At 48.4% G+C, this 18742-nt stretch carries 24 protein-coding genes; 10 read left to right on the plus strand and 14 right to left on the minus strand.

Annotated elements, in window-relative coordinates:
* The coding region (locus C5471_RS16100; RefSeq protein WP_166296131.1) for a ShlB/FhaC/HecB family hemolysin secretion/activation protein at nucleotides 1-1579 on the minus strand (1579 nt) is incomplete at its 3' end.
* A gap of 889 nt (nucleotides 1580-2468) precedes the next feature.
* The gene (locus C5471_RS16105) at nucleotides 2469-2642 is read right to left on the minus strand and encodes a hypothetical protein (protein ID WP_166296134.1); all 174 of its coding nucleotides are present in this window, start codon (nucleotides 2640-2642) and stop codon (nucleotides 2469-2471) included.
* 416 nt (nucleotides 2643-3058) lie between these two features.
* Here C5471_RS16105 and C5471_RS16110 point away from each other — a divergent pair, with 416 nt between their 5' ends.
* From C5471_RS16110 to C5471_RS16120, 3 genes are all read left to right on the plus strand, one after another.
* Nucleotides 3059-3949, plus strand: a complete 891-nt coding sequence (locus tag C5471_RS16110) for an integrase domain-containing protein (RefSeq protein ID WP_133816335.1) — start codon at nucleotides 3059-3061, stop codon at nucleotides 3947-3949.
* Between the two features lie 326 nt (nucleotides 3950-4275).
* A complete protein-coding gene (locus tag C5471_RS16115; RefSeq protein ID WP_166296137.1) occupies nucleotides 4276-4443 on the plus strand; it encodes a hypothetical protein in 168 nt (55 codons plus the stop codon).
* 87 nt (nucleotides 4444-4530) lie between these two features.
* Nucleotides 4531-4938 (plus strand): antirestriction protein, encoded by a 408-nt coding sequence (locus C5471_RS16120; RefSeq protein WP_133816228.1) that lies wholly within the window; start codon nucleotides 4531-4533, stop codon nucleotides 4936-4938.
* A 28-nt stretch (nucleotides 4939-4966) separates the two neighbouring features.
* Here the strand turns inward: C5471_RS16120 and C5471_RS24885 are convergent, their stop codons facing one another.
* Nucleotides 4967-5098, minus strand: coding sequence for a hypothetical protein (locus C5471_RS24885; protein WP_278250168.1), 132 nt, complete (start codon nucleotides 5096-5098; stop codon nucleotides 4967-4969).
* Between the two features lie 62 nt (nucleotides 5099-5160).
* Here C5471_RS24885 and C5471_RS16125 point away from each other — a divergent pair, with 62 nt between their 5' ends.
* From C5471_RS16125 to C5471_RS16145, 5 genes are all read left to right on the plus strand, one after another.
* Nucleotides 5161-5382 carry a hypothetical protein gene (locus C5471_RS16125; protein WP_133816227.1) on the plus strand — a complete coding sequence of 74 codons (222 nt, stop codon included), beginning with the start codon at nucleotides 5161-5163 and terminating at the stop codon, nucleotides 5380-5382.
* Nucleotides 5383-5490: 108 nt separating this feature from the next.
* Nucleotides 5491-5772, plus strand: a complete 282-nt coding sequence (locus C5471_RS16130) for a hypothetical protein (protein WP_242688740.1) — start codon at nucleotides 5491-5493, stop codon at nucleotides 5770-5772.
* Complete coding sequence (locus C5471_RS16135; RefSeq protein WP_242688741.1) at nucleotides 5769-6068, plus strand: hypothetical protein; 300 nt, start codon at nucleotides 5769-5771, stop codon at nucleotides 6066-6068. Before C5471_RS16130 ends, C5471_RS16135 begins: the two co-directional genes overlap by 4 nt.
* A 76-nt stretch (nucleotides 6069-6144) precedes the next feature.
* On the plus strand, nucleotides 6145-6618 hold the full coding sequence (locus C5471_RS16140) for a hypothetical protein (RefSeq protein ID WP_133816225.1): 474 nt from the start codon (nucleotides 6145-6147) through the stop codon (nucleotides 6616-6618).
* A gap of 70 nt (nucleotides 6619-6688) precedes the next feature.
* Nucleotides 6689-7993: an ArdC-like ssDNA-binding domain-containing protein gene (locus C5471_RS16145; protein WP_242688742.1), complete on the plus strand. Its 1305-nt coding sequence runs from the start codon at nucleotides 6689-6691 to the stop codon at nucleotides 7991-7993.
* Nucleotides 7994-8094: 101 nt separating this feature from the next.
* Here the strand turns inward: C5471_RS16145 and C5471_RS16150 are convergent, their stop codons facing one another.
* Nucleotides 8095-8685: a recombinase family protein gene (locus tag C5471_RS16150; RefSeq protein ID WP_133816224.1), complete on the minus strand. Its 591-nt coding sequence runs from the start codon at nucleotides 8683-8685 to the stop codon at nucleotides 8095-8097.
* Nucleotides 8686-8827: 142 nt separating this feature from the next.
* Between C5471_RS16150 and C5471_RS16155 the strand changes: the two genes are divergently transcribed.
* Both C5471_RS16155 and C5471_RS16160 read left to right on the plus strand, forming a co-directional pair.
* Nucleotides 8828-9583 (plus strand): tail fiber protein, encoded by a 756-nt coding sequence (locus C5471_RS16155; RefSeq protein WP_166296142.1) that lies wholly within the window; start codon nucleotides 8828-8830, stop codon nucleotides 9581-9583.
* Nucleotides 9583-10209 (plus strand): tail fiber assembly protein, encoded by a 627-nt coding sequence (locus C5471_RS16160; protein WP_133815692.1) that lies wholly within the window; start codon nucleotides 9583-9585, stop codon nucleotides 10207-10209. Before C5471_RS16155 ends, C5471_RS16160 begins: the two co-directional genes overlap by 1 nt.
* Nucleotides 10210-10235: 26 nt before the next feature.
* Here the strand turns inward: C5471_RS16160 and C5471_RS16165 are convergent, their stop codons facing one another.
* From C5471_RS16165 to C5471_RS24890, 10 genes are read right to left on the minus strand one after another with little or no spacing between them, the layout of a single operon-like run.
* On the minus strand, nucleotides 10236-10658 hold the full coding sequence (locus C5471_RS16165; protein ID WP_133816222.1) for a tail fiber assembly protein: 423 nt from the start codon (nucleotides 10656-10658) through the stop codon (nucleotides 10236-10238).
* A 2-nt stretch (nucleotides 10659-10660) separates the two neighbouring features.
* Nucleotides 10661-11719: a gp53-like domain-containing protein gene (locus tag C5471_RS16170; protein WP_133815691.1), complete on the minus strand. Its 1059-nt coding sequence runs from the start codon at nucleotides 11717-11719 to the stop codon at nucleotides 10661-10663.
* 2 nt (nucleotides 11720-11721) lie between these two features.
* Nucleotides 11722-12306: a YmfQ family protein gene (locus C5471_RS16175; RefSeq protein ID WP_133815690.1), complete on the minus strand. Its 585-nt coding sequence runs from the start codon at nucleotides 12304-12306 to the stop codon at nucleotides 11722-11724.
* Nucleotides 12297-13370 carry a baseplate J/gp47 family protein gene (locus C5471_RS16180; RefSeq protein ID WP_133815689.1) on the minus strand — a complete coding sequence of 358 codons (1074 nt, stop codon included), beginning with the start codon at nucleotides 13368-13370 and terminating at the stop codon, nucleotides 12297-12299. The genes C5471_RS16175 and C5471_RS16180 overlap by 10 nt, the downstream gene beginning before the upstream one ends.
* Nucleotides 13371-13811 (minus strand): phage GP46 family protein, encoded by a 441-nt coding sequence (locus tag C5471_RS16185; protein WP_133815688.1) that lies wholly within the window; start codon nucleotides 13809-13811, stop codon nucleotides 13371-13373.
* Entirely contained in the window at nucleotides 13808-14350 is a 543-nt protein-coding gene (locus C5471_RS16190) for a phage baseplate assembly protein V (RefSeq protein WP_133815687.1), read from the minus strand. Before C5471_RS16190 ends, C5471_RS16185 begins: the two co-directional genes overlap by 4 nt.
* The gene (locus C5471_RS16195) at nucleotides 14347-15429 is read right to left on the minus strand and encodes a phage baseplate assembly protein (RefSeq protein ID WP_133815686.1); all 1083 of its coding nucleotides are present in this window, start codon (nucleotides 15427-15429) and stop codon (nucleotides 14347-14349) included. The genes C5471_RS16190 and C5471_RS16195 overlap by 4 nt, the downstream gene beginning before the upstream one ends.
* Complete coding sequence (locus tag C5471_RS16200) at nucleotides 15422-16762, minus strand: DNA circularization protein (RefSeq protein ID WP_207627377.1); 1341 nt, start codon at nucleotides 16760-16762, stop codon at nucleotides 15422-15424. The genes C5471_RS16195 and C5471_RS16200 overlap by 8 nt, the downstream gene beginning before the upstream one ends.
* Nucleotides 16762-18609, minus strand: a complete 1848-nt coding sequence (locus C5471_RS16205; protein WP_133815685.1) for a hypothetical protein — start codon at nucleotides 18607-18609, stop codon at nucleotides 16762-16764. Before C5471_RS16205 ends, C5471_RS16200 begins: the two co-directional genes overlap by 1 nt.
* Nucleotides 18610-18741: a hypothetical protein gene (locus C5471_RS24890; RefSeq protein ID WP_262979227.1), complete on the minus strand. Its 132-nt coding sequence runs from the start codon at nucleotides 18739-18741 to the stop codon at nucleotides 18610-18612.
* Between the last annotated feature and the right edge of the window lies 1 nt (nucleotide 18742).

Consider the following 18742-nt stretch of genomic DNA (forward strand, 5'->3'; position numbering starts at 1 on the left):
GGTCGTAGCTCACGCCTTTCAGGCTGCCGCGCCAGCCCAGGGCACTCCCCGCCAGGTGTTTACCGAGTAAGGCTTCACTGCCCCGGCCGCCCACTTCGCCATAATCCATTGCCAGATACAGCGACTGTCCTTTCAGCGGGGTATGCCAGTCCAGTTCGTTCCGGCTGTACCAGCCCCGATCCGCAGATAAGGTCAGCTCGCCATCGAAGCCGCGCACGGTCCAGCGCCCTCCCAACGAGAATCGATCTTGGGGCGTCAGCGGACTGGCGCTTATCTGGCGCAAATACTGGGTCTGATAAGAAAAGGGCTGAGAAAACAGGGTGAACGGCCCGGAAAGCGTGGCGGAAAACTGCACGATTTTAGACAGGGCGGTCCCTTCATGGCGGTACTCTTCCGGCGCAGGTTGCGCGCCGAACCAGCGCATACCGTGTTGGTAAGTGACCCGTGCGTCTAACGTTGCATTGCCCATGTCATGCTGGTGAGAAAGGCCCAATTTCCAGCCCGCCGTTTCCCGGCGCTGAACGTCGATTTCTGTGTTATCAATAAAATTGCGGGATGTCCGACGATAAATTTCACCGTTGAGTCCGGTTTTCTGGTTTGCGTTACGGTGCAGGACCCGGCTGAGCTGGACCGCCAGATTTTGGCTTTTGCCTCGATATTGAATCGCCTGATTCAGCCCGGCTATCGTCTGGGTATAATCGTAATGACTGGCCGTCACGCTCGTCATCCAGTAGCCGAAGGGCAGGGAGTAATAGAGCGTGTCGTTTTGGCTGCCTTTCCCGGCGGACGCATGAATATCTCGCCCACCGGAGAGGTAGAACAGGTCGCTTAACGCCAGCGGATTATCCAGAAAAAAGGTGAATCCGCCTTGATAACGCCCGGTGCTTTTGGAACCGGTATCATCCAGATAAGTGGCGACTCGCCAGTGCCGTGACTGACGCCAGTCCAGCACAATATCGCTCTCACCCGGCTGTTCAGCCGGGACAATGTTCATATCCGCCTGCACGGTCGGGAAACGTTGCAAGTTCTCCAATCCCTGCTCAATATCCCGTAAATCCAGCAGGTTGCCTTCACGGGCGGGAAAGGGCGTTATCCGCTGGATATATTTCCCGCTGTCCGGGGTATAACGGATATGCCGGATTCTGCCCGGTATCATCACCAGTTTTAAGGTTTGGCTATGCAGATCCTGACGAGGAGCCAGCACCCGGCTGGTGACATAGCCATGATTGATGAGCTGATCTTGCAATTGGGTCATCAGCCGGCGAATGCCTTTATCACCGAGGCAATGGTTTTCGCCCTGTTGAGCGACACGCCTGAATGGCAGCCAATGCGGGAAATTTTCGGTGCCTGCCAGGATGACGCGGGTGATGGGAAAACAGGGGGTTTCCACTGGGAATGTGGAGGACACCGCTTTTTCGGGCACAGACAGGCGAACCTCCGCAGGGGGTGGCGCTAATTGAGCCTCCAGCGCTTGCTGACGTGCCTGTTGATGGATCAGTTGTTGATCTGCCATGTCTGCGGCCTGACTGTCAGGCATCACGCTACAAAAAACCGCAAACACTAAAATACTGCTTTTCATTGTCTTTCTATCCCGCAATTTTGAAGCAGCATTAACCCTGAATTTAATTTAGCGATCAATATTAATAGGTTATTATTAGGCAGGTAACTAAAATAGACTGAGTGGTTAAGATAGCAGCAAAAACAAGGTGTTATAGTGTAGTGCAAAAAACAGACCATTGTTATTATTGTGTTGCGAATTGTATAAAAAACAGATTAATATTAATCATTTAATAACCAACACTAATAATTTCAAAATAATTTCATTTTTTGTTTTAATTATGTGACGCATATCACATTTTTTATTTTAATTTCAGAATGAAACTACATTGAAATGTGACATTTATCGTTAATTAGTGATTGGGTATTACCTTTTATGATTAGGTTATGCGATGACTTTTAGCTCAGTTGGCAGAACAGGCACTGTGTTATTGCGGATTGGGAGATAACCATCAGGCAGCAGGTGTGCGTAATTCATTCACAGATTGGAAAAAATCATGAATCCTAAGGAGACAATGATCCCGGGTGCGGATTTATCTATGCCGGTCTGGCTTTTTGTCACCTGTTCAACCTGTCATTGTGTTCACTTTTTGAAGAGCATAAATGATTATTCTATGCAGTATGAAAAGCTTTCTTGACGTTGAGATGGACCTTGATTAATTTAAGACAGTATTCGTTGTCGCGTAAGCGATCGTTAATGTTCCCGCAGTCTGAGAGGAACGCCTTCGGGTGACTGATTTCAATGCCATTGTAGCCTGAGAGGTGGCGTCTTCGGACGGTAAATCCGTTTATCCTTTGAAAACGGGTATCACTAGCAACAGTGATGAAGGTGCAATTTCACAGACACTTTTCTAACTTGTCAGTGCCATCAGACAACAACCTGCGGGTTGATTCTGCTTTCTACGATTCACCTATTGGCGGTTTCGTTCAGCAGTCTGGATGACTGTTGCCAGATGTGGCACGTTATTGGCTATTTTGCGGACAACGCATTGGGTCCAAAAGAAACGGGCAGCGTCACTTGTTGGCGTGATAACGAAAACCAAGTGACGCTGCCCGCGTCCAACCTGCCAAACCCCGTAATACAAGCTTTCCCCGTATCTTCTACCTTCTGACCAATACGTGGTACCCCGGTCGGCGGGTTTTAAGATCGCTATTTACCTTAACGTCTTGCGTGAAAAACAATCATGTTGACGTTTTATATTCAGAAGAAGGAGAACAATCGACTCGGTATTGATGGCGACGTCAGTGAAAACTGGCGTTGGAGGTAGTCTGACAACAGTCAGGACGGTGTAAACCGCGAACAGCTCAGAGAGCTGGGGTGCCTCGTAAGAACTCAACATTTCGCCACCCCGATGCACAGATATCAGTCGAGCCGCAGGAAGCGCAAATCAAACCGTGCCGTTGGGGTTGAGAGATGACATTCAGAATACCGTTTTGTATTGCTTGCATTCGTCAGGTTGCAGGCGGTGGTGTCGTGTGGGTTAAAAAGGAAATCGTTTGCATGTCAAAGTTGAGTAAACAGTTAGTGACATTGGCCCGTCAGGCTGGCGGCAGTTTTAAAACCGTTTCAGACAGAATGAAAATAGCCAAACGTCTGGCGGAAAGTATGGTGATATTAAATATTCAAATCCGTGATATTAAGAATATGAAAATGAATCATATTGAAAAATATATCGATAGCCGAAAATCAGAGAATATTTCAAAGCGAACGTTACAAAATGAGATGGCGGCTGTTCGGGCGATATTCGCTATGGCGGGAAGATCTCAATTAGCTAACCCTCATCACGAACGGTTAAGTAATCATGCGCTCGGATTATCTGGCACCAGCCGGGCGGGGACTAAGATGGCGATTTCGGATGAGCGTTATCACACGACGCTTGTTTTGGTCCGGGGGAAAGATGAAGGGGTGGCTGCGGCTATGCAGCTTTCTCGTTATCTGGGACTGCGAACGGAAGAAGCGGTTCAGGCGGCAAAGTCATTAAGAACGTGGGAAAAAGCCTTATTGCGTGGAGATGAAAGCGTGAGGGTGGTGTTTGGTACAAAAGGGGGACGTCCCCGTGACACGACGGTGGTTGATCGGGATAAAGTGATCCAGGCAGTCAGGACGGCAATAAAGTATGCCAATAAAAATCAGGGGCGTTTGATTGATAAGCCGAATTTACATTCGGCCATTGATCGTTACCGGAATATCGTCAGGGAAGCAGGGTTAACCGGAAAGTCTTCACCACACAGTTTGCGTTATGCTTATGCTGTTGAGGCCATAAATTATCATTTGTCGAAAGGGTTCAGTCGAAAAGAAGCGGAAGCGATGGTGTCAATGGATTTAGGGCATGGGGATGGACGCGGGCATTATGTTGCCCGTGTGTATAATAGACAGGGTGGCCATGATTAATCTGTTTTTGGATTTAGCTTGAATAAGAAAAGTATTCTGTTTAGCATAGATTGGCTTATTTGTTGTTTTTGAACAACTGTCAATGTTCTTGCAGTTTGAGAGGAACGCTTTCGGGTGACTGCTCTTAATGTCAGGGGGTCTGAGACTGACGCTTTCGAGTGACCTGTAATGCCACTGTAGCCTGCAAAGTGGCGCCTTTGGGCGGTACACCCGTTTATCCTTTGAAAACGGGTATCACTCATCAGTGATGAAGGTGCAATTTTACTGACCCAGTGGAGGCGTTTAGTTTCCCGATGGGTGACAATCTTCCGCAGTAATCAGGAGGATTGCTAATAGGAAATATAAAACGCGGCTTTGAAACTCACGAGTCTGCCCGTACAAGCGAACCACGTATAGGAAACCTGTTTGACCCTGTTGACAGCAGTGATGATGATTGCTGTGGTGACTGGCGTCATGAGATTTTCTACCTGCCGGATAAGCGGTTAATACCGTGATACCCATTCTGACTACCACCCTGACGGGGAAGACTTTTCCCTGATACAGGGAGAGTGTTCCTCGTTTTTTTCATTTGAGGAAATATTATGCAAACTTTATCGTTATCAACGGAAATATCGGTGAAATCTGTCCGGTTTGAAGAACTGTTTTCGACACAAAGCTGGCTTGAGGCGTTGTTAAAGAAAATGCTTTTTCGCCGGGCCATTCGGTTATGTCCCGGGTATCAGGGCGATTTCTGGGAGGGCCGTGTTTTGTCAAATGGCATTTTTTATGCCGTTCCGACGTTTCAACAACAATATCGTGTGTTTGTTGAGGATAATGGTTTTGAGGGGATCATGTCAGCGGAGGCTTTTGGCATCACGGTGACGCTGTTCTCTCTGTATGAACTGGCCGATTTCAGTGAGCAGGACGACGATATTAAAGCCTTTCATGCTTTGTATGGTTATGCTCGTGGGCATTCAGAAGCTGAAAAAATACTCGCGGCTATTGATTAAATATTATCTGCTTATTCGAACTGAATTTTTATTTAACCCAAGTGAGGCGTGTTTCCCGGGTTGGCGATAACAACAGGGCCAGTTCCCGTATCTTAAAGGCGTCCTGATAAGGATTGACCTGATGGATTGATTCACTTTGCATGATGTTCTTGACGGACATCTTTTTTCACTTCCCGGGGCTTGTCCCGGTCAAGGGCAGGTTTCCGGTAACAGGAGCTGTTAATGCCTGCTTTTCATTCACCTTCTGATCCGACAATCCTGCCGGCTTCAGAGACATTAACCCCGAAACAATGCTCACTTATCCGCGATTTGATCCGTGATGAGTGTGACTACCAAGATCGTGACGCACTCCTTAAACTTTTGGGCATGATAACGCTGTTCAAAGTTGCGGGGATCCTGACGTTAGGTGTGCTGTTGCTGGTTTTCCGGTTGTTATGGGGATAAAGGAGACGAACGATGTTAATGATCTTTGTCACAATACTTTGGGGCGTGATTCGCTGGATTTCTTTGTCGTTTTACCATGTGCTGTCCTGGTTGTTACGGCGAAGACCGGTGAGATTACCGGCAGCTCATGCGCAAAGACACACGGTATATGCCGGTAAATGGCAACTCTCTGACGACGCCAAGTCGTGCGGGAGACCGGTGGTGGTGAGAGATATGCACAGCTACAAACCGGGTGTCGAGTTGCTGTATTTCGGTGAGGAGAAGCCGGAACCATTCTATTGCGATCAGTATCTTATTGATGAGATGGAAGCGGTGGATTCGGCACAACAGATGCTCACGCGTCTGTTGAGACAGCGTAGTTTGTCAGCTGCTTATGATGAAGCCGCATGATGGACAATGAGACGTTGGCTGCCATTACCCGGACGGTGATGCCAGCCGTAGCGATTGAAGAGCCAGTCTGGCTGCGGGTGGTGAGTTATCCGTCTGCGCCGGAATATGAAACAGAACGGTTTCACCAACTGATTTATCAGGCATTCAAAGCCTGGTCCGCAGCAAAGCCGGGAACGTGTGAGGTGACGTTTGGTTTTTTCTGTTTGCCGCATAACGGCGACATGAACGTCCCTTTGTGGCAAGCCTTACGGTTTAAGCATGAACCTGACCGGCTGCTGATTGCATTGGACGCCTAATTTATTGATCACCCTGACGGGGAAACCCGTGAGGGTTAACGCCGTCAGTCATTTTTTTACAACAGGAGTTAACCCTATGAGTACCATGACGACGAAAGAACACAGTCGGGAACCGTCCCAGCCCCTGTCAATGCAGGCGCTGGCTGAGCCGGAGATATTCAGAAAAACCCGTAGCCGGTTTAATCAGTGGTTACAGGCGCAATTCGACCATCACTATCACACACTGCGAAATCACGGTTACCGCTGTTTTCTGGCTCGTCATCATCCGACCGAGCTTGAACGTTACGATGAGGCCTGTGAAGCCTTACGGCGTGAGGAATTTCACCGGTTCAGTGAGTTGCAGACGCTGGGGCTGTTCCTGTATCAACAGGTTCAGCTAAAGGAGAAAAAACTCAGGCAGCGTCGTCGCGGGTTGTTGACCGGGATAGCATTGATGTCGTTGGTGACAGGCGTGTGTTTGATGCTTCACGCTTACGCGGTTGACTTGTCAGCAGCTTATCACGGGCTGACCGCGTTACCGGCCAAAATAGCGCATTATTTCATGCGCTAATTATTTATCCCCCGGGGAGAGACGACTCCCTGTGGACGGGTCTCTTCCTTAATTTTAGACAGGAAAGATGATGACCCTTTCTTACCTACCGGATGATATCTGCCGGTTAATCACCCGACGTCTTACCGACAGCCTGGAAAGTGGATGGGTGCCCTGGCAGCCGCCCTGGCACGCGGCCAGTGAGTACGGTTTGCCGCAGCAGGCACTGACCGGACAACCGTTTAGCGGTATCAATGTGCTGTTGCTCTGGCAAACTATGTTGCAGCGGCAGTTGATATCTAACCGCTGGTTAACCGGTGATGAGTTAAGAGCGTTAGGCGGATGGGTGGCCAACGGTGAAAAACCGACAACCATCGTCCGTTACCGGCCTTCAATGTCGCTGATACGTGTCATTAATCTGGAACAATGTGAAGGACTGCCGACAGAACTTCAACCCGGTTGTCCTTTACCTCCCCGTCCGGCTCCCGGTTTTGCCGCTGTTCAGCAACTGGTGACGGCCAGTGGGATCCCGGTGGTTCATCGGTCGGGCATTATGCCCGTTTACCGACCATGGCATGATCGTATTGAGCTGCCTGTCCGGCGGGACTACGTTGAAGATTCACAATACTGGCATGATTTGTTGCATCAACTGGTTTATGCCACTGGCCATCCGTCCCGGTTAAACCGCTTTGGCCTGACAACCCAAAGTGAGTTAGATGAAGCTCGGGAACAAGGGGTGACAGCCTTGGGCACGGCGTTTGTGGCGGCATTAACCGGTGTGCGGGGTAACCCGGTATATCCTGATAATACAGTACATTGGGAACACGCTTTGGGTTCAGATCCGTGGTGGTTATTTCAGGTGGCTAATGATGCCCGCCGTGCTATGGATTATTTGCAAGACCGCAGACAGCAGTTACCGACACAGGTGGCATTGTGGCAGCAGATGGCGACCGTGTTGCTCAGTGAGCACTATGGTCTGCTGCTGAATGGCACCATGCTGGAATATGATGAGGTGGTTCAGCGCCATATTAATCAGGGTATCACCCCGCTGATGGCTGTCCGTGCTTTAGCCCGAATATATCACTGGGAACGGCATGACCAGCCAGAAGGAAGGTTGTTTCCGGAAGAGTTGGGGCCGGCCAGCGAGGCACTGGCGTTATTCGCCAGCCAGCCATCGTATCTGAACTATGCTCAGATCCCGGTGACAGAACTGGCTGATACCGGTGAACCGGACAGATCATCACATTCTGAATGGTTGTTGTTACCGCCGGTGGCGTCTGACTGTGGCTGTGAGGATGAAAATAATGATCCGCCTGACGATAATGTGGTGGTGCTACCTTTGGCGGCGACTTACCGGTGTAGCGTGCCGCGTAAATTGAAAAAGCGCGTCATTTAAATTGATAAAATTTCCGCGCTGCTTTTTTTATCAAAATATGTGATTTATTTTAGCTGTTTTTCTTGCTAGTTGTGTCATCAAAACCAGCTTGAAATTTAACCTTACATCCGCTTTTTACCGTAAATTTTCTGACTTTTTGTCATCTCTATTGGTAAATATTTGTAAATAGTGGAGAGGGAAACGCCGTAAATTAACGCAAGCTTCTTTCGACTATAACCATTTGCTAGCAGATTTTTCGCTTGTTGCTGTTCAGAGAACGAAAACGATACTGGCCTGCCTCCGATTCTCCCCTGAGCGCGAGCGGCTACTAATCCCGCGTTTGTCCTTTCAACGATTAACTCCCGTTCCATTTCAGCCAACGCACTCATTACATAGAAAAAAAAGCGCCCCATTGGAGTACTGGTATCGATACTGTCCGTCAGACTCTGGAAGTGTACGCCGTTTTCAGTCAATTTTTCATTCAGCGCGACCAGATTTTTAACACTGCGCCCCAATCTATCCAACTTCCAGACGACCAAACTATCACCTGGTTTCAAGTGTTCTAGTGCCTGCTTTAATCCCGGACGGCTCGCTGTCTTTCCACTGATTTTATCCTCAAAAATATGCTCGCAATTTGCACTAACCAGCGCATTTCTCTGTAGAGCACTATTTTGGTCATTTGTTGACACACGAATATAGCCAATCTTCGCCATACTTTTCCCCAATATTATAGCTTGTTATTTTATCAGTAACTGCATAACCAATTGATTACAAAAAATATTTATAGTTGTATTCTTGGCGATATAGGGAAGTGCGAGTTTTATAAAAAACCTCGGTTTGTCGGAAACGGTGGAGTTGGCGAGGAACGCAGTACCGGGCAGCCGGAAAATTAACGGGAAAGCGTTGAGTGGGGATGTCAATATTAGCTCTCAAGATATCTTTGGTGAGCCAACATTAATCCTCGACAGAGCCGATTTAAATGACTATGAAACGCCAGGGCTTTATGTTCAATATGCAAATGCCAACGCACGAACGGGTAAAAATTACCCTGAGCAGCTTGCGGGTTCACTTGTCGTTTTGAAAAATAATGCTGTGACTCAACGTTATTTTGTCTATAACAGCAGCCGGGTATATACACGTAGCCAATATCTCAATTCACCATGGACACCTTGGGCTCAGGAATATAATTCTGAAAATCCTCAGCCGCCCAATATTCCAGTGGGCATCCCACTTCCATATCCTCATCGATACACGCCGCCTGGTTATCTCACATGCAACGGTCAGACATTTAACAAGTCTTTATACCCGAAGTTAGCCGAAGCTTACCCTGACGGTAAAATACCTGACTTAAGAGGCGAATTTATTCGTGGCTGGGATGATGGGCGCGGTGTTGATCCGGGGCGGGTATGCGGGTCATGGCAAACTGATGAATTTAAATCACACAGTCACAGCATAACTTTCAGAACTGTTCTCAGATATGAAAATGAAGGCGGCACTACACTCAACAATGAAAATCTAGGTTCATATCAATCATTTACAACGGAAAAAACGGGCGGTCACGAAACCCGTCCCCGCAACGTCGCATTTAACTACATAGTGAGAGCAGCATAATGACAGAACAAAAATACTCTTTAGACCATGAAACAGCCGTATTGGGTAAAGATGGTTTGGCTATTCAGGCAGGATGGATAAAGGTTTATCACTCGAATCAAATCACACGAGAATTCACGAGCTCTGATATCGAATATGTGATGCTGGGTGTCAGCTTATCGGCCGGTGCTTATTCTGATGCGCCAGAACTTCCGAAATCTGATGATGAGGCTGTTTGTAGAAGCGAAGATAAAAGCCGTTGGGAAATCTTACCTGATTACCGGGGTAAAACCGCTTACGACACGCAAACTCGCGCTCCGACTGAAATCACTGAAATCGGGGAATTACCGGATACGCTCACATTCAAAAAACCACCCACTGATTTTGACAAGTGGAACGGTAAAGAGTGGGTAGTAGATAAAGACCTTCTCAAATCGCATCAGATTGATGAAGCAAAACAACAGCAAGCAGCACTGTTACAGCAGGCAAATGACACTCTCTCATTGCTACAAGACTCTGTTGACTTGGAGGTTGCGACAGACTCAGAGAAAGCCGCTTTGCTTGAATGGAAGAAATACCGGGTATTACTCACTCGTGTAGATGTGAATCAAGCGCCGGATGTTGAGTGGCCGGAAGTGCCGAAGTGATGGTAGGGCCAGCAATGGCCCTTTGATTACCCTGGTTCTTTAGGCCATTTAACATCAGAATTAACATGTAAGTCGGTACGATTGAGCATGACTCTGTAATTTTTTAATGCCAGCAGATCGGACTTTTCTGCTTCTGATGCAATGCCTAGATCAAAAGCGTCTTGTAGAGGAAGTATTTTCTCACTTACTTCTGATATCAGTCGTTTCTTTGTATTTTCGAACTGTTGCACCAGTTGTTCTTGAGTCATCGGAGGAATATCACCCCATGCGGGTAAACCATTTTTATCCGCTATACGACATTTACCCTTCGGGGGAGCATTGCCAACAAACTCAATAAAAACCGATTCACTCACTTCTATTACATCATCGGGAAATGAACCAGCATCAATATAATCCTGCTTCATTTCTACAGGATAGAATGCATTCATTTTTGCACTGTAGTAATACATATTTAATACCCCATCGCGAACCAATACGCCCAAACTTCTTGTGAATATGCTACGCAAGCAAAGCCCGAATTGCTTGCTTCGTACGCAACGATATTAGAACTAGAGTTGCGATAAGCATTCCCCAACGTTAACTGTATGTTAAAACATTTATTGGGGTATACGATCGGGAAATTGACAGCAGTTGTATCATTCTTTCTTTCTACTAATCCCCACTGATAAATCATCCCAGTATCATTACATTTCCACCACCCATTAGAAGATTTTAAAGCAGTATTTTTGCTGCCATATCGGGAGTCAGACTCAGATTTAGTATATGACAGACCCGTAGGAGCATAGTTCCCGGCTGGCTGGTAATTACCGCGAGGTTGATAATTTCGGTTAACTTCATCCAGCCACGCTAACACGTGTCCATTGAATCTTGCATTATCTGAGTCTATCGATAAAAGACCACTGCCCCTGAGTTGAAATTTCCCATTGCACTCACCTGTGGTATATGCCCCTAGTTCTCCCGGTGACGGTTTGTTTACGGCGCTATAGACACGAATACTTGGGTATTCATATACACCCTTACCGGAAATGGACCCGACCGCATCCATATTCCCATCCAAAACACCACCCGATCTTGGATACGCCCCCTGAGCCAACTCCACCGTTTCCGACAAACCGAGGTTTTTCACAAACGCGTTTTTGTCGGGAATGTCAGCGCCGTTTTGGTTTTTGGCCAGCTTATTATTAGCGTTGTCATTAACCTCAGTCACCAGCTTTTGTGACGCAGCTAATGCACTGCTGTTACCGAGTTTATCTGTAAGATCGATACCTCTTTCAGCTGCGATACTTTTAATTGCCACTGCAAGTTGATTTAATTTGCTTTTGTCTGGCTTAATGCCCGCTTCTTGCAAAACGGCAAGCAATTCAGCTTGCACAATGTTAAACCATTCTTGGCCGGGGTAGCTGACAGCAAGACCCGCGCCACCCTCAGTAAACCAGAGTGGTGTCGGATTGCTTGCCGGGGTGATGGGCGGCATCACGCTAACGCCAGAGGGGTTATCAAGTCCAAACATCGTTAATCCTCATAAATAAATACAAATTCAGTTTCGGCAGGAGCATATCGCTCTAATAAACACTCAAGGTCTGCCGCGTCAGCAACACGCAAACGCTGCTTACAATTATCAAGTACAGTTGAAAAACGCATTGTTTTTTCAAAAACATGAACGAAAACACGAAACCAATTCTTTTCTGGATAAATGGGATAATTGCATCCACGTAGGCAGTGGTGGGGGTGATGCTCCTCAATTTTGATACGATAGCCGCGTTCTGCTGCCAAATGCTCATAAAATTGATTACAAAGGCTACCCGACATGACCAATTTTGCTTTTACTGCCTGGCGGCGACTGTCAATCGTTGATTCATCGTCAATACTGCAATCGGGAAGCCCGGTGAACTCTTCCCAATCGTCCAGCAGCATAAAAGCCCGGTCGGCATAAATTTCATTTAAAATAGCGTCATTAATCACGTCGATACGGGAAAATTCTTCGCCCGAGGCCAGCATTAATTTACCCATATCACTATCGGGATCTCTTATCCAGGCTTTGCCAACTGGCAATAAATCAAGCCCGGATTTTTGATAGTCCTTTGCGGTCATTGCCATTCGACATCTCCCAACACAAAAATTTCATGCTCGGTTGCATACACGTCCGCACCGGGTGAAATTACGGTGTTATCAATTTCACCCGGTGCGTTAGAAATGGTGGCCCGCATTTCTGATAGCAAGGCCAATCCACCCGGCGGCAGATTTTCCAGATAACCTTTCAAATTGGTTTTTACAGCCTGTCTGACGACTTCTGTGTTCGGCGATAAGCGAATACGAAAACTAATGATCTTGGCAACCGGGCTTTCAACAATCAATTCCGCACCTGTTGTTTTTCCTTCCGCTTGGTTTGTGACCGGGTTGATATGCCCGGTCAGGTATTCTTTCACACGCACAAGATCGCCAGGCCGCGGAAATATATTGGTTTCTTCGTCCATGACGAACAAAACACCCACCGACCCATAGCCACGGTAGCGCGGGATACACCACGCACGAGTGACCCCTGCACATTCCTTCGCCCAGCGCTCATAGTCATATTTATTGCCCCCGGAGGGTGGATATTGCACTCTGAACAACAAACGAGCACGCAGTGAATCAATCGACTCCCGTTCTGCACCGCCACCGATATACTGAGTTATGGCTTGAGTTCTCACACCCACCACGGGCGAAACCAATTCAAATTCAACCCCGGCTGCTGTATTTCCCCGACGGCCGGGTTCGATGGCAATAATAGAAACGGGGTTTTCACCCGATGCGGCATACACATCATCAGTAGACTCAAAGACAATACCGTCAGGGCGTTGAAAGCGCGTTCCTTTCGGTACCACGGTTTCATTTAGCACAGTCACTGTAATACTCCCTGTCGCCTGAGTAGCGGGTTTACGCCACACCCCCCAGAATTCGCAATGCTCAAGCAACTTGTCATCATCTGAAAGATGCGGGACAACTTGCCGGCTGGTCCAGGCGAGATGGTCATGTAATCCGGCGGCGTTACCCGCATTAGCAAAAGCAATTGCCCCCGTGGTACTAAATGCAGCACGGGAAAATGTGCCAGGCAAACGACTTTCAATATCTGACTGAGTACGAGCCAGTAACGTGCTAAGTGGGGGAGCTTTATATGGCATTTAAATCACACTTAAATGAGCTTTAAACGACAGCGGTAATACACTGCCACTCAATAGAGTAATATTCACTGTCAACAACAAAACCCCGCGTTCGGGCGCTGTTGCAGCAACATTGATTTGTTTTGCATGGTTATCTTCAATCAGCCAGGCTAGCGCTTCATCCGCATAGGCTTTGGCCCGATGTAGAACGGATGACAACTGTTTTTCCCGTGATAACAACCATAAACGGCTGCCTATCTGCCGTGTATTAAATGAGTCACCCCACCAACCGCGCTTGTCAGTACCGGCCCCCGAAGGGAGTTCGTCAGAATCCAGCGCCCGGCGGTCAGTAAACAAGGAAATAATGACCGCAGTCGCTAATGAGTTATCCAGCACAATATCAGCGTGCTCAATAGCAATGTCTGCGTTGTTGGTTTGCCATTGAAGCGCAATGTCATTCATCTTGGTTTGCTCGTGCTGTATCCGTCATGTTCAGTGTGAATATGGTCTTTACCGCTGGTTGAACCTGACATATGATTGTCCGCTGTACTGACCCCAACAATATCAACATTGCCGGTAAAGCGGGTTTGGGGAGTATCAAACACAATTTCATCCGCCATGACTTCAAGACGCTTGCACTGAATACGAACAACGCCGCTTTCTGTCAGTAAAATATGATGCCCTTCCAGATGATAAAGTGCAGAGTCTCCCGCCTTTAATTTACCCAGGCGGGTGTTTTTATTATCGACAGCAATGGCCACCAGGTGCTGACGAACGCCACTGACCGACAGGACAATGGCCTCACTGCCGACGGGCGGAACGCTACTGTGACCATAGTTTTGAAACCGTTCTACATCGTCAGCCGCTTCATCAGCCAGCAACGAAACCTGCAAGTTTTGCTGTTTCAGTGAGTCATTGACAATATTAACCACGCCCCGCGAAATCAGCAGCCGGACACGGCGCTGAATGCTGGCGGTGAGCTTATGAAGCTGATTAATCATCTCCACACTCCATCATGGGTTTTGGGTTCAGGCTGGGCGGGTTCGTTAAAACCGTCACGCGGCATCAGTTCGAGCTTTGTCACCGTGCCCATATCGTTATCAAGCGTATAATTCACCGAGACAATCAACAGGGCTTTCTCGTTAAATCCGGCTGGCTGGGCCTTTAGCACCACCAGTTCGTTAGGCTGCCAAAGCTGACCATTCGGTTTGAACCAGCCAGTGACACCCACCGTGGCAGTTACGCCATGCGCCAGCGCGCGTTTTTGCTCCCACGAACCGCGCGCATTGCCTTTCGCCGTAGTTAGATTATCGTCAGCAAGAATAATAGTGGGGCGATAGCGGGTGATTTCAGCATCACGCACATCAATATTAATCGCGGTAGATTGTGCTGGGGTCTGGGTTTCTCCCCAAATGCCACCGGCGGCATTACTGCCTTTGACGCGGTACAGACTGAACCGGTCAATCCAGGACAGGTAAGTGTCAATCGTTTGAATTTTCACACCTTGATTGTCTGATGGCCCCAGTAGTAAAACACCGGCTTTTTCCGTGCTGGCAGTGATAAAAACCAACTCACCAAGGGCGTTACTGGTTACCAGCACCCCACGGTGTCGGGCAGCACGAGACAGGTTATCAAACACGGTTTCGCCAGGTTCGATTTGCCACTGCTTGAACACCGTTGCCGCTGATGCTGTTTTAACTTCCCAACGCACGACGACACCAAACGGCTGGCACAAGTCTTTTGCGATAGTTTCCAGAGTGACATTACGCCACTGGCCCTTGCCATGTATTGCGGCACAATCAACTAAATCACCGGTTTTATCCCGGCCAGACACCGTAATAGTTCGCTCATCATCAATACTGGTTTCCACCGTATCCACATAACCGGTGATCACCCGCTGACCGTTGATTTCAAGCTGGCATGATTGACCGGGTAAAAGCACTAGCGGAGAGTCACTGCCTTTAACGGTGACACCCAGTGAGAATTGCCCGGCCATGTCCTCCAGGCTGCGGGTGACATCCAGTGTTTTCCAGCCTGAGTAGATTTTATTACCTAAAATTAATTCAATCGTGTTAGCCATTAATCACCTCAACGTCTACACCGCCGGTCACGAACGCCGGATGTCGAATGCCGTTCCGGCGGATAAAACGGTCCAGTTGTCGCACCTCACCCGTTTCACGATAAAGCGTGACCAGTGCTGGCTCTGTTCCTGCCAGCGCAATATGTCTGGCGGTCGGTAACGCCCCCGCCGTGGCCTGCATTTGCTGGACAAAGGTAATGCGAAAATCCCGGAGCTGATTGGAGGTCTCGAACCAGCCCAAATCCCCGGTCGCTATCAGTAATTGCATCAGTTCATCATCAAGCTGTACGCTGGCTTTACGGGTGTCATCCAGCGTTTCAATCAGCGGAATAGATGTTACGGGGAGTTCAGCCCCAGATTCGGATGACTGAGAAAAAACGGTGTAAGGTGTCCCGGCCAGGGTTAATGAAGGTGCCGACGGTTTGGTTTTCGCGGCTTCTGTTGCGGCGTTTAACACTAACTCAGCAAGTTGGGTCGCAATAAAAACAGTAGTGGTGGTATTCACCACATGCTGTAAATGTGCCACTGCCGGCACATTCGGTTTTGATTGCACCTGAATACTGCTGCCGGTTTTACGTAATGCCCGGCTGGCAACGGCGGGTGGGGCAATTTCCGCCATGCCACTGACCAAATTAGCGATATCATCAAAGAGCTGATGAGGCGCATTAATCAGGTTCTTTAACGAACCTTTCAGCGCCAGCGCGGACCCTAACAGCTGGTTCATGCCGGAGGTAGCCGGTAAGCTGCGAATACCGTTAACAATTGTGTTAACCGTCGCTTCAACCGTATTCAGTGTGTCCGTGACTTTAGCCATGGCATCAGTAACCGTGCCCCATGCCGCTGTCACATCGGACAGAATGCGGCTCGTCAGGCTGTCGCTGTTCAGTTCAGGCTTATGTGTTTCAACTGGGGCGGTTTTATCCGCTGCCAGCACAAAGGTGACAGAGAACATGGCAACCCCGCCGGTATAGCAAGACTCCCGTACGGTGTAGGTTTCGATTTGAATTCGCTGCTTACCCCAGTAAGGATGATCGATTTCGCCCGGTTCGGGAGTTTCAAGCGCCGTTATCAGGGCGTCACGCTGATTAAAGTAGTTATCACCAAACACCACCGCAGTAAATGCATACTCGCGGGTAGTCAGCCCCATGTCTTCGGTTTCGCCGTCGTCCCGCAACGGGTATTCATGACGAACAACACGACGACCGCCGGTTAACGTCGCATCATCAATAATATAGAAAGTCTGACCGCGAAAGGTTCCCTTACCATTCCCTACCCGGCTGCGCCAGGAATTGTCATTAAACAGTGTCATGACCTGGTCAAAATCAATTTCCATCAGTAACTTTTCCCGTAGCTGTAGCCGGTATTCACTCGCAAATCGACATTCTCAGCCTTGACTGATTTGGTTTTTGCTTTGATATCCCCGGTTGTTTCAACCTGAATCGTAATCTTGCCTTCCGGCGGCTTTTGCGGATTTTGCTGCGGTTGGGGCTGGCGGTATTCCCACGGCTCTGTTAGCGACGGGGGAGATTTCTGCTCCCAGTCGCCGGTTAAATAAGGGGAAGGTTTGATACCGTCTTTTTCTATCCGTTCGTTACGCTCGTACCACCAATTCTTAAGGTTGACGGGGAATATTTGAGAACCGCGTTCTTTACCGTTTGCGTCGTATGCATGTGGGTATTCTTCACGCATTTGTTTAAAATACTTATTAAGATTTTTATCCCGTTCTTTGGATGACAACAGGGGCAGCGCAACTGTTGATGCAATTGCTGCTCCGCGGATCCGGCCTTTTTTAAACTTAAAATTGTCGTCAGGCCCTGTTGTATTATTATTATTATTATTTTGGTCTTGCCAGTTCGTCACATAAACGGGCACGACATCAGAGCCACTTAATGGCCCGGAAGGAGTATCACCCCCCGCCGAACCTGCTGGGCCGCCCTTAATATATTGGGCAAAATTGTATACCCCTTTACCGGTGCGATACACATAACGCGCGGCTACTGCTGCTCCGATGGCATATGCCGCTTTTTCAACGGCAGCGGCGTATTTGTCTAGCTCTTCTGGGGTCAGTGAATGTATAGCGTCTGCCAAGTCCTGAACCGGTTTAGCCAGCTTAAGTTGAGCAAAACGCTCCCCGGTGTTCGCTAGTGATGTTAATGCGCCATTCAATGTCTGAACGTTTTGTGTGGCCTTTTTCTCCAGCAGCCCATCATCAATATTATCCGGATGTGCAATCTTTTTTACCAAATCACGTTTTTTAGGATCAGCAAAAACCATCGCCAGTTTCAATGTATCGCCATCAAAAACATCTTTTAAATTGTGCTCCTTATTTTTGGCTGCGTTACTGATTTCAAATGCGAGATCAGCAGGGTGTTTTAGCTGCCCATTTTTATCTTTTACATCAATTCGGCCTTTTCGTTTTAAAATTTTCTGCTTTTCTTTATCATTAATAGCGTCGTAAAAACCCTGCATGGCAGAAAATGCCTGTTCTGGATCATTAAATTCGGCATTAGCAACACGCAGCATTGCCAACATTTGCTGTTGGTCTAACTGGGATTGCCACTTTGTGTCTTTCCCCAATCCCCTTAATGCGGTCAGTTGGTCGCCGATATTGCCTGTTCCCTCCCGACTGGCAGAAACTACACTGTCCAGCCATTTTCGCATTTTCTCCGGGGACTTAAAGCCCACATTAAACATCCCGCCCAGCTCATCCCCGGCAGCACTGGCTTCCATCTTGATCCCGTTGATACTGAGCGCAATATTGTCCAGCTGCGCTAACGTCGCCTCAAAATCATTCGTTTTTCCCAAAAACGCTTCTGCACCGGTCATGAGATCGGATGTACTGAGTTTACGATGGGCGGTCACTTTGGTTACCGCAGCATCGAGTTTCATCACCTGGTCAGCCGTCAGATTATAGGTTGTGCCCAGCTCAGTGATGGTCTGCTGATGGTCGGCAACCTGTTTGCCCGCCATTGCCAGGCCGCCCCCGGTCACAAATCCGACAAGGCGGTTATCAAATTTATCCAGAATACCGTTCGCCCCGGTTACCGCACTGGAAAACAGCCGCATTGAGCGGCTGCCATCGGTGCCGAACCGGCGGATACTGGCGCCAAACTGACGGGCTTTTTGCGTTACATTACCGACCAGATTAACAATAAATTCGGCGCGATTTTTCGTGGTCATTTAGCGTTTCTCCAGCCAGTGTGAATAAAGCCATAACTTCGGCAGCGGTAAGGCCAGCGCCCAGGCTGGCCCACCTTTGAGCCGGATACCGACGTATAAGGCAGTGCGCTCGATAGCCCGCACGCACTGCAAA

The organism is Photorhabdus tasmaniensis, assembly GCF_011189505.1.
Taxonomy (GTDB): domain Bacteria; phylum Pseudomonadota; class Gammaproteobacteria; order Enterobacterales; family Enterobacteriaceae; genus Photorhabdus; species Photorhabdus tasmaniensis.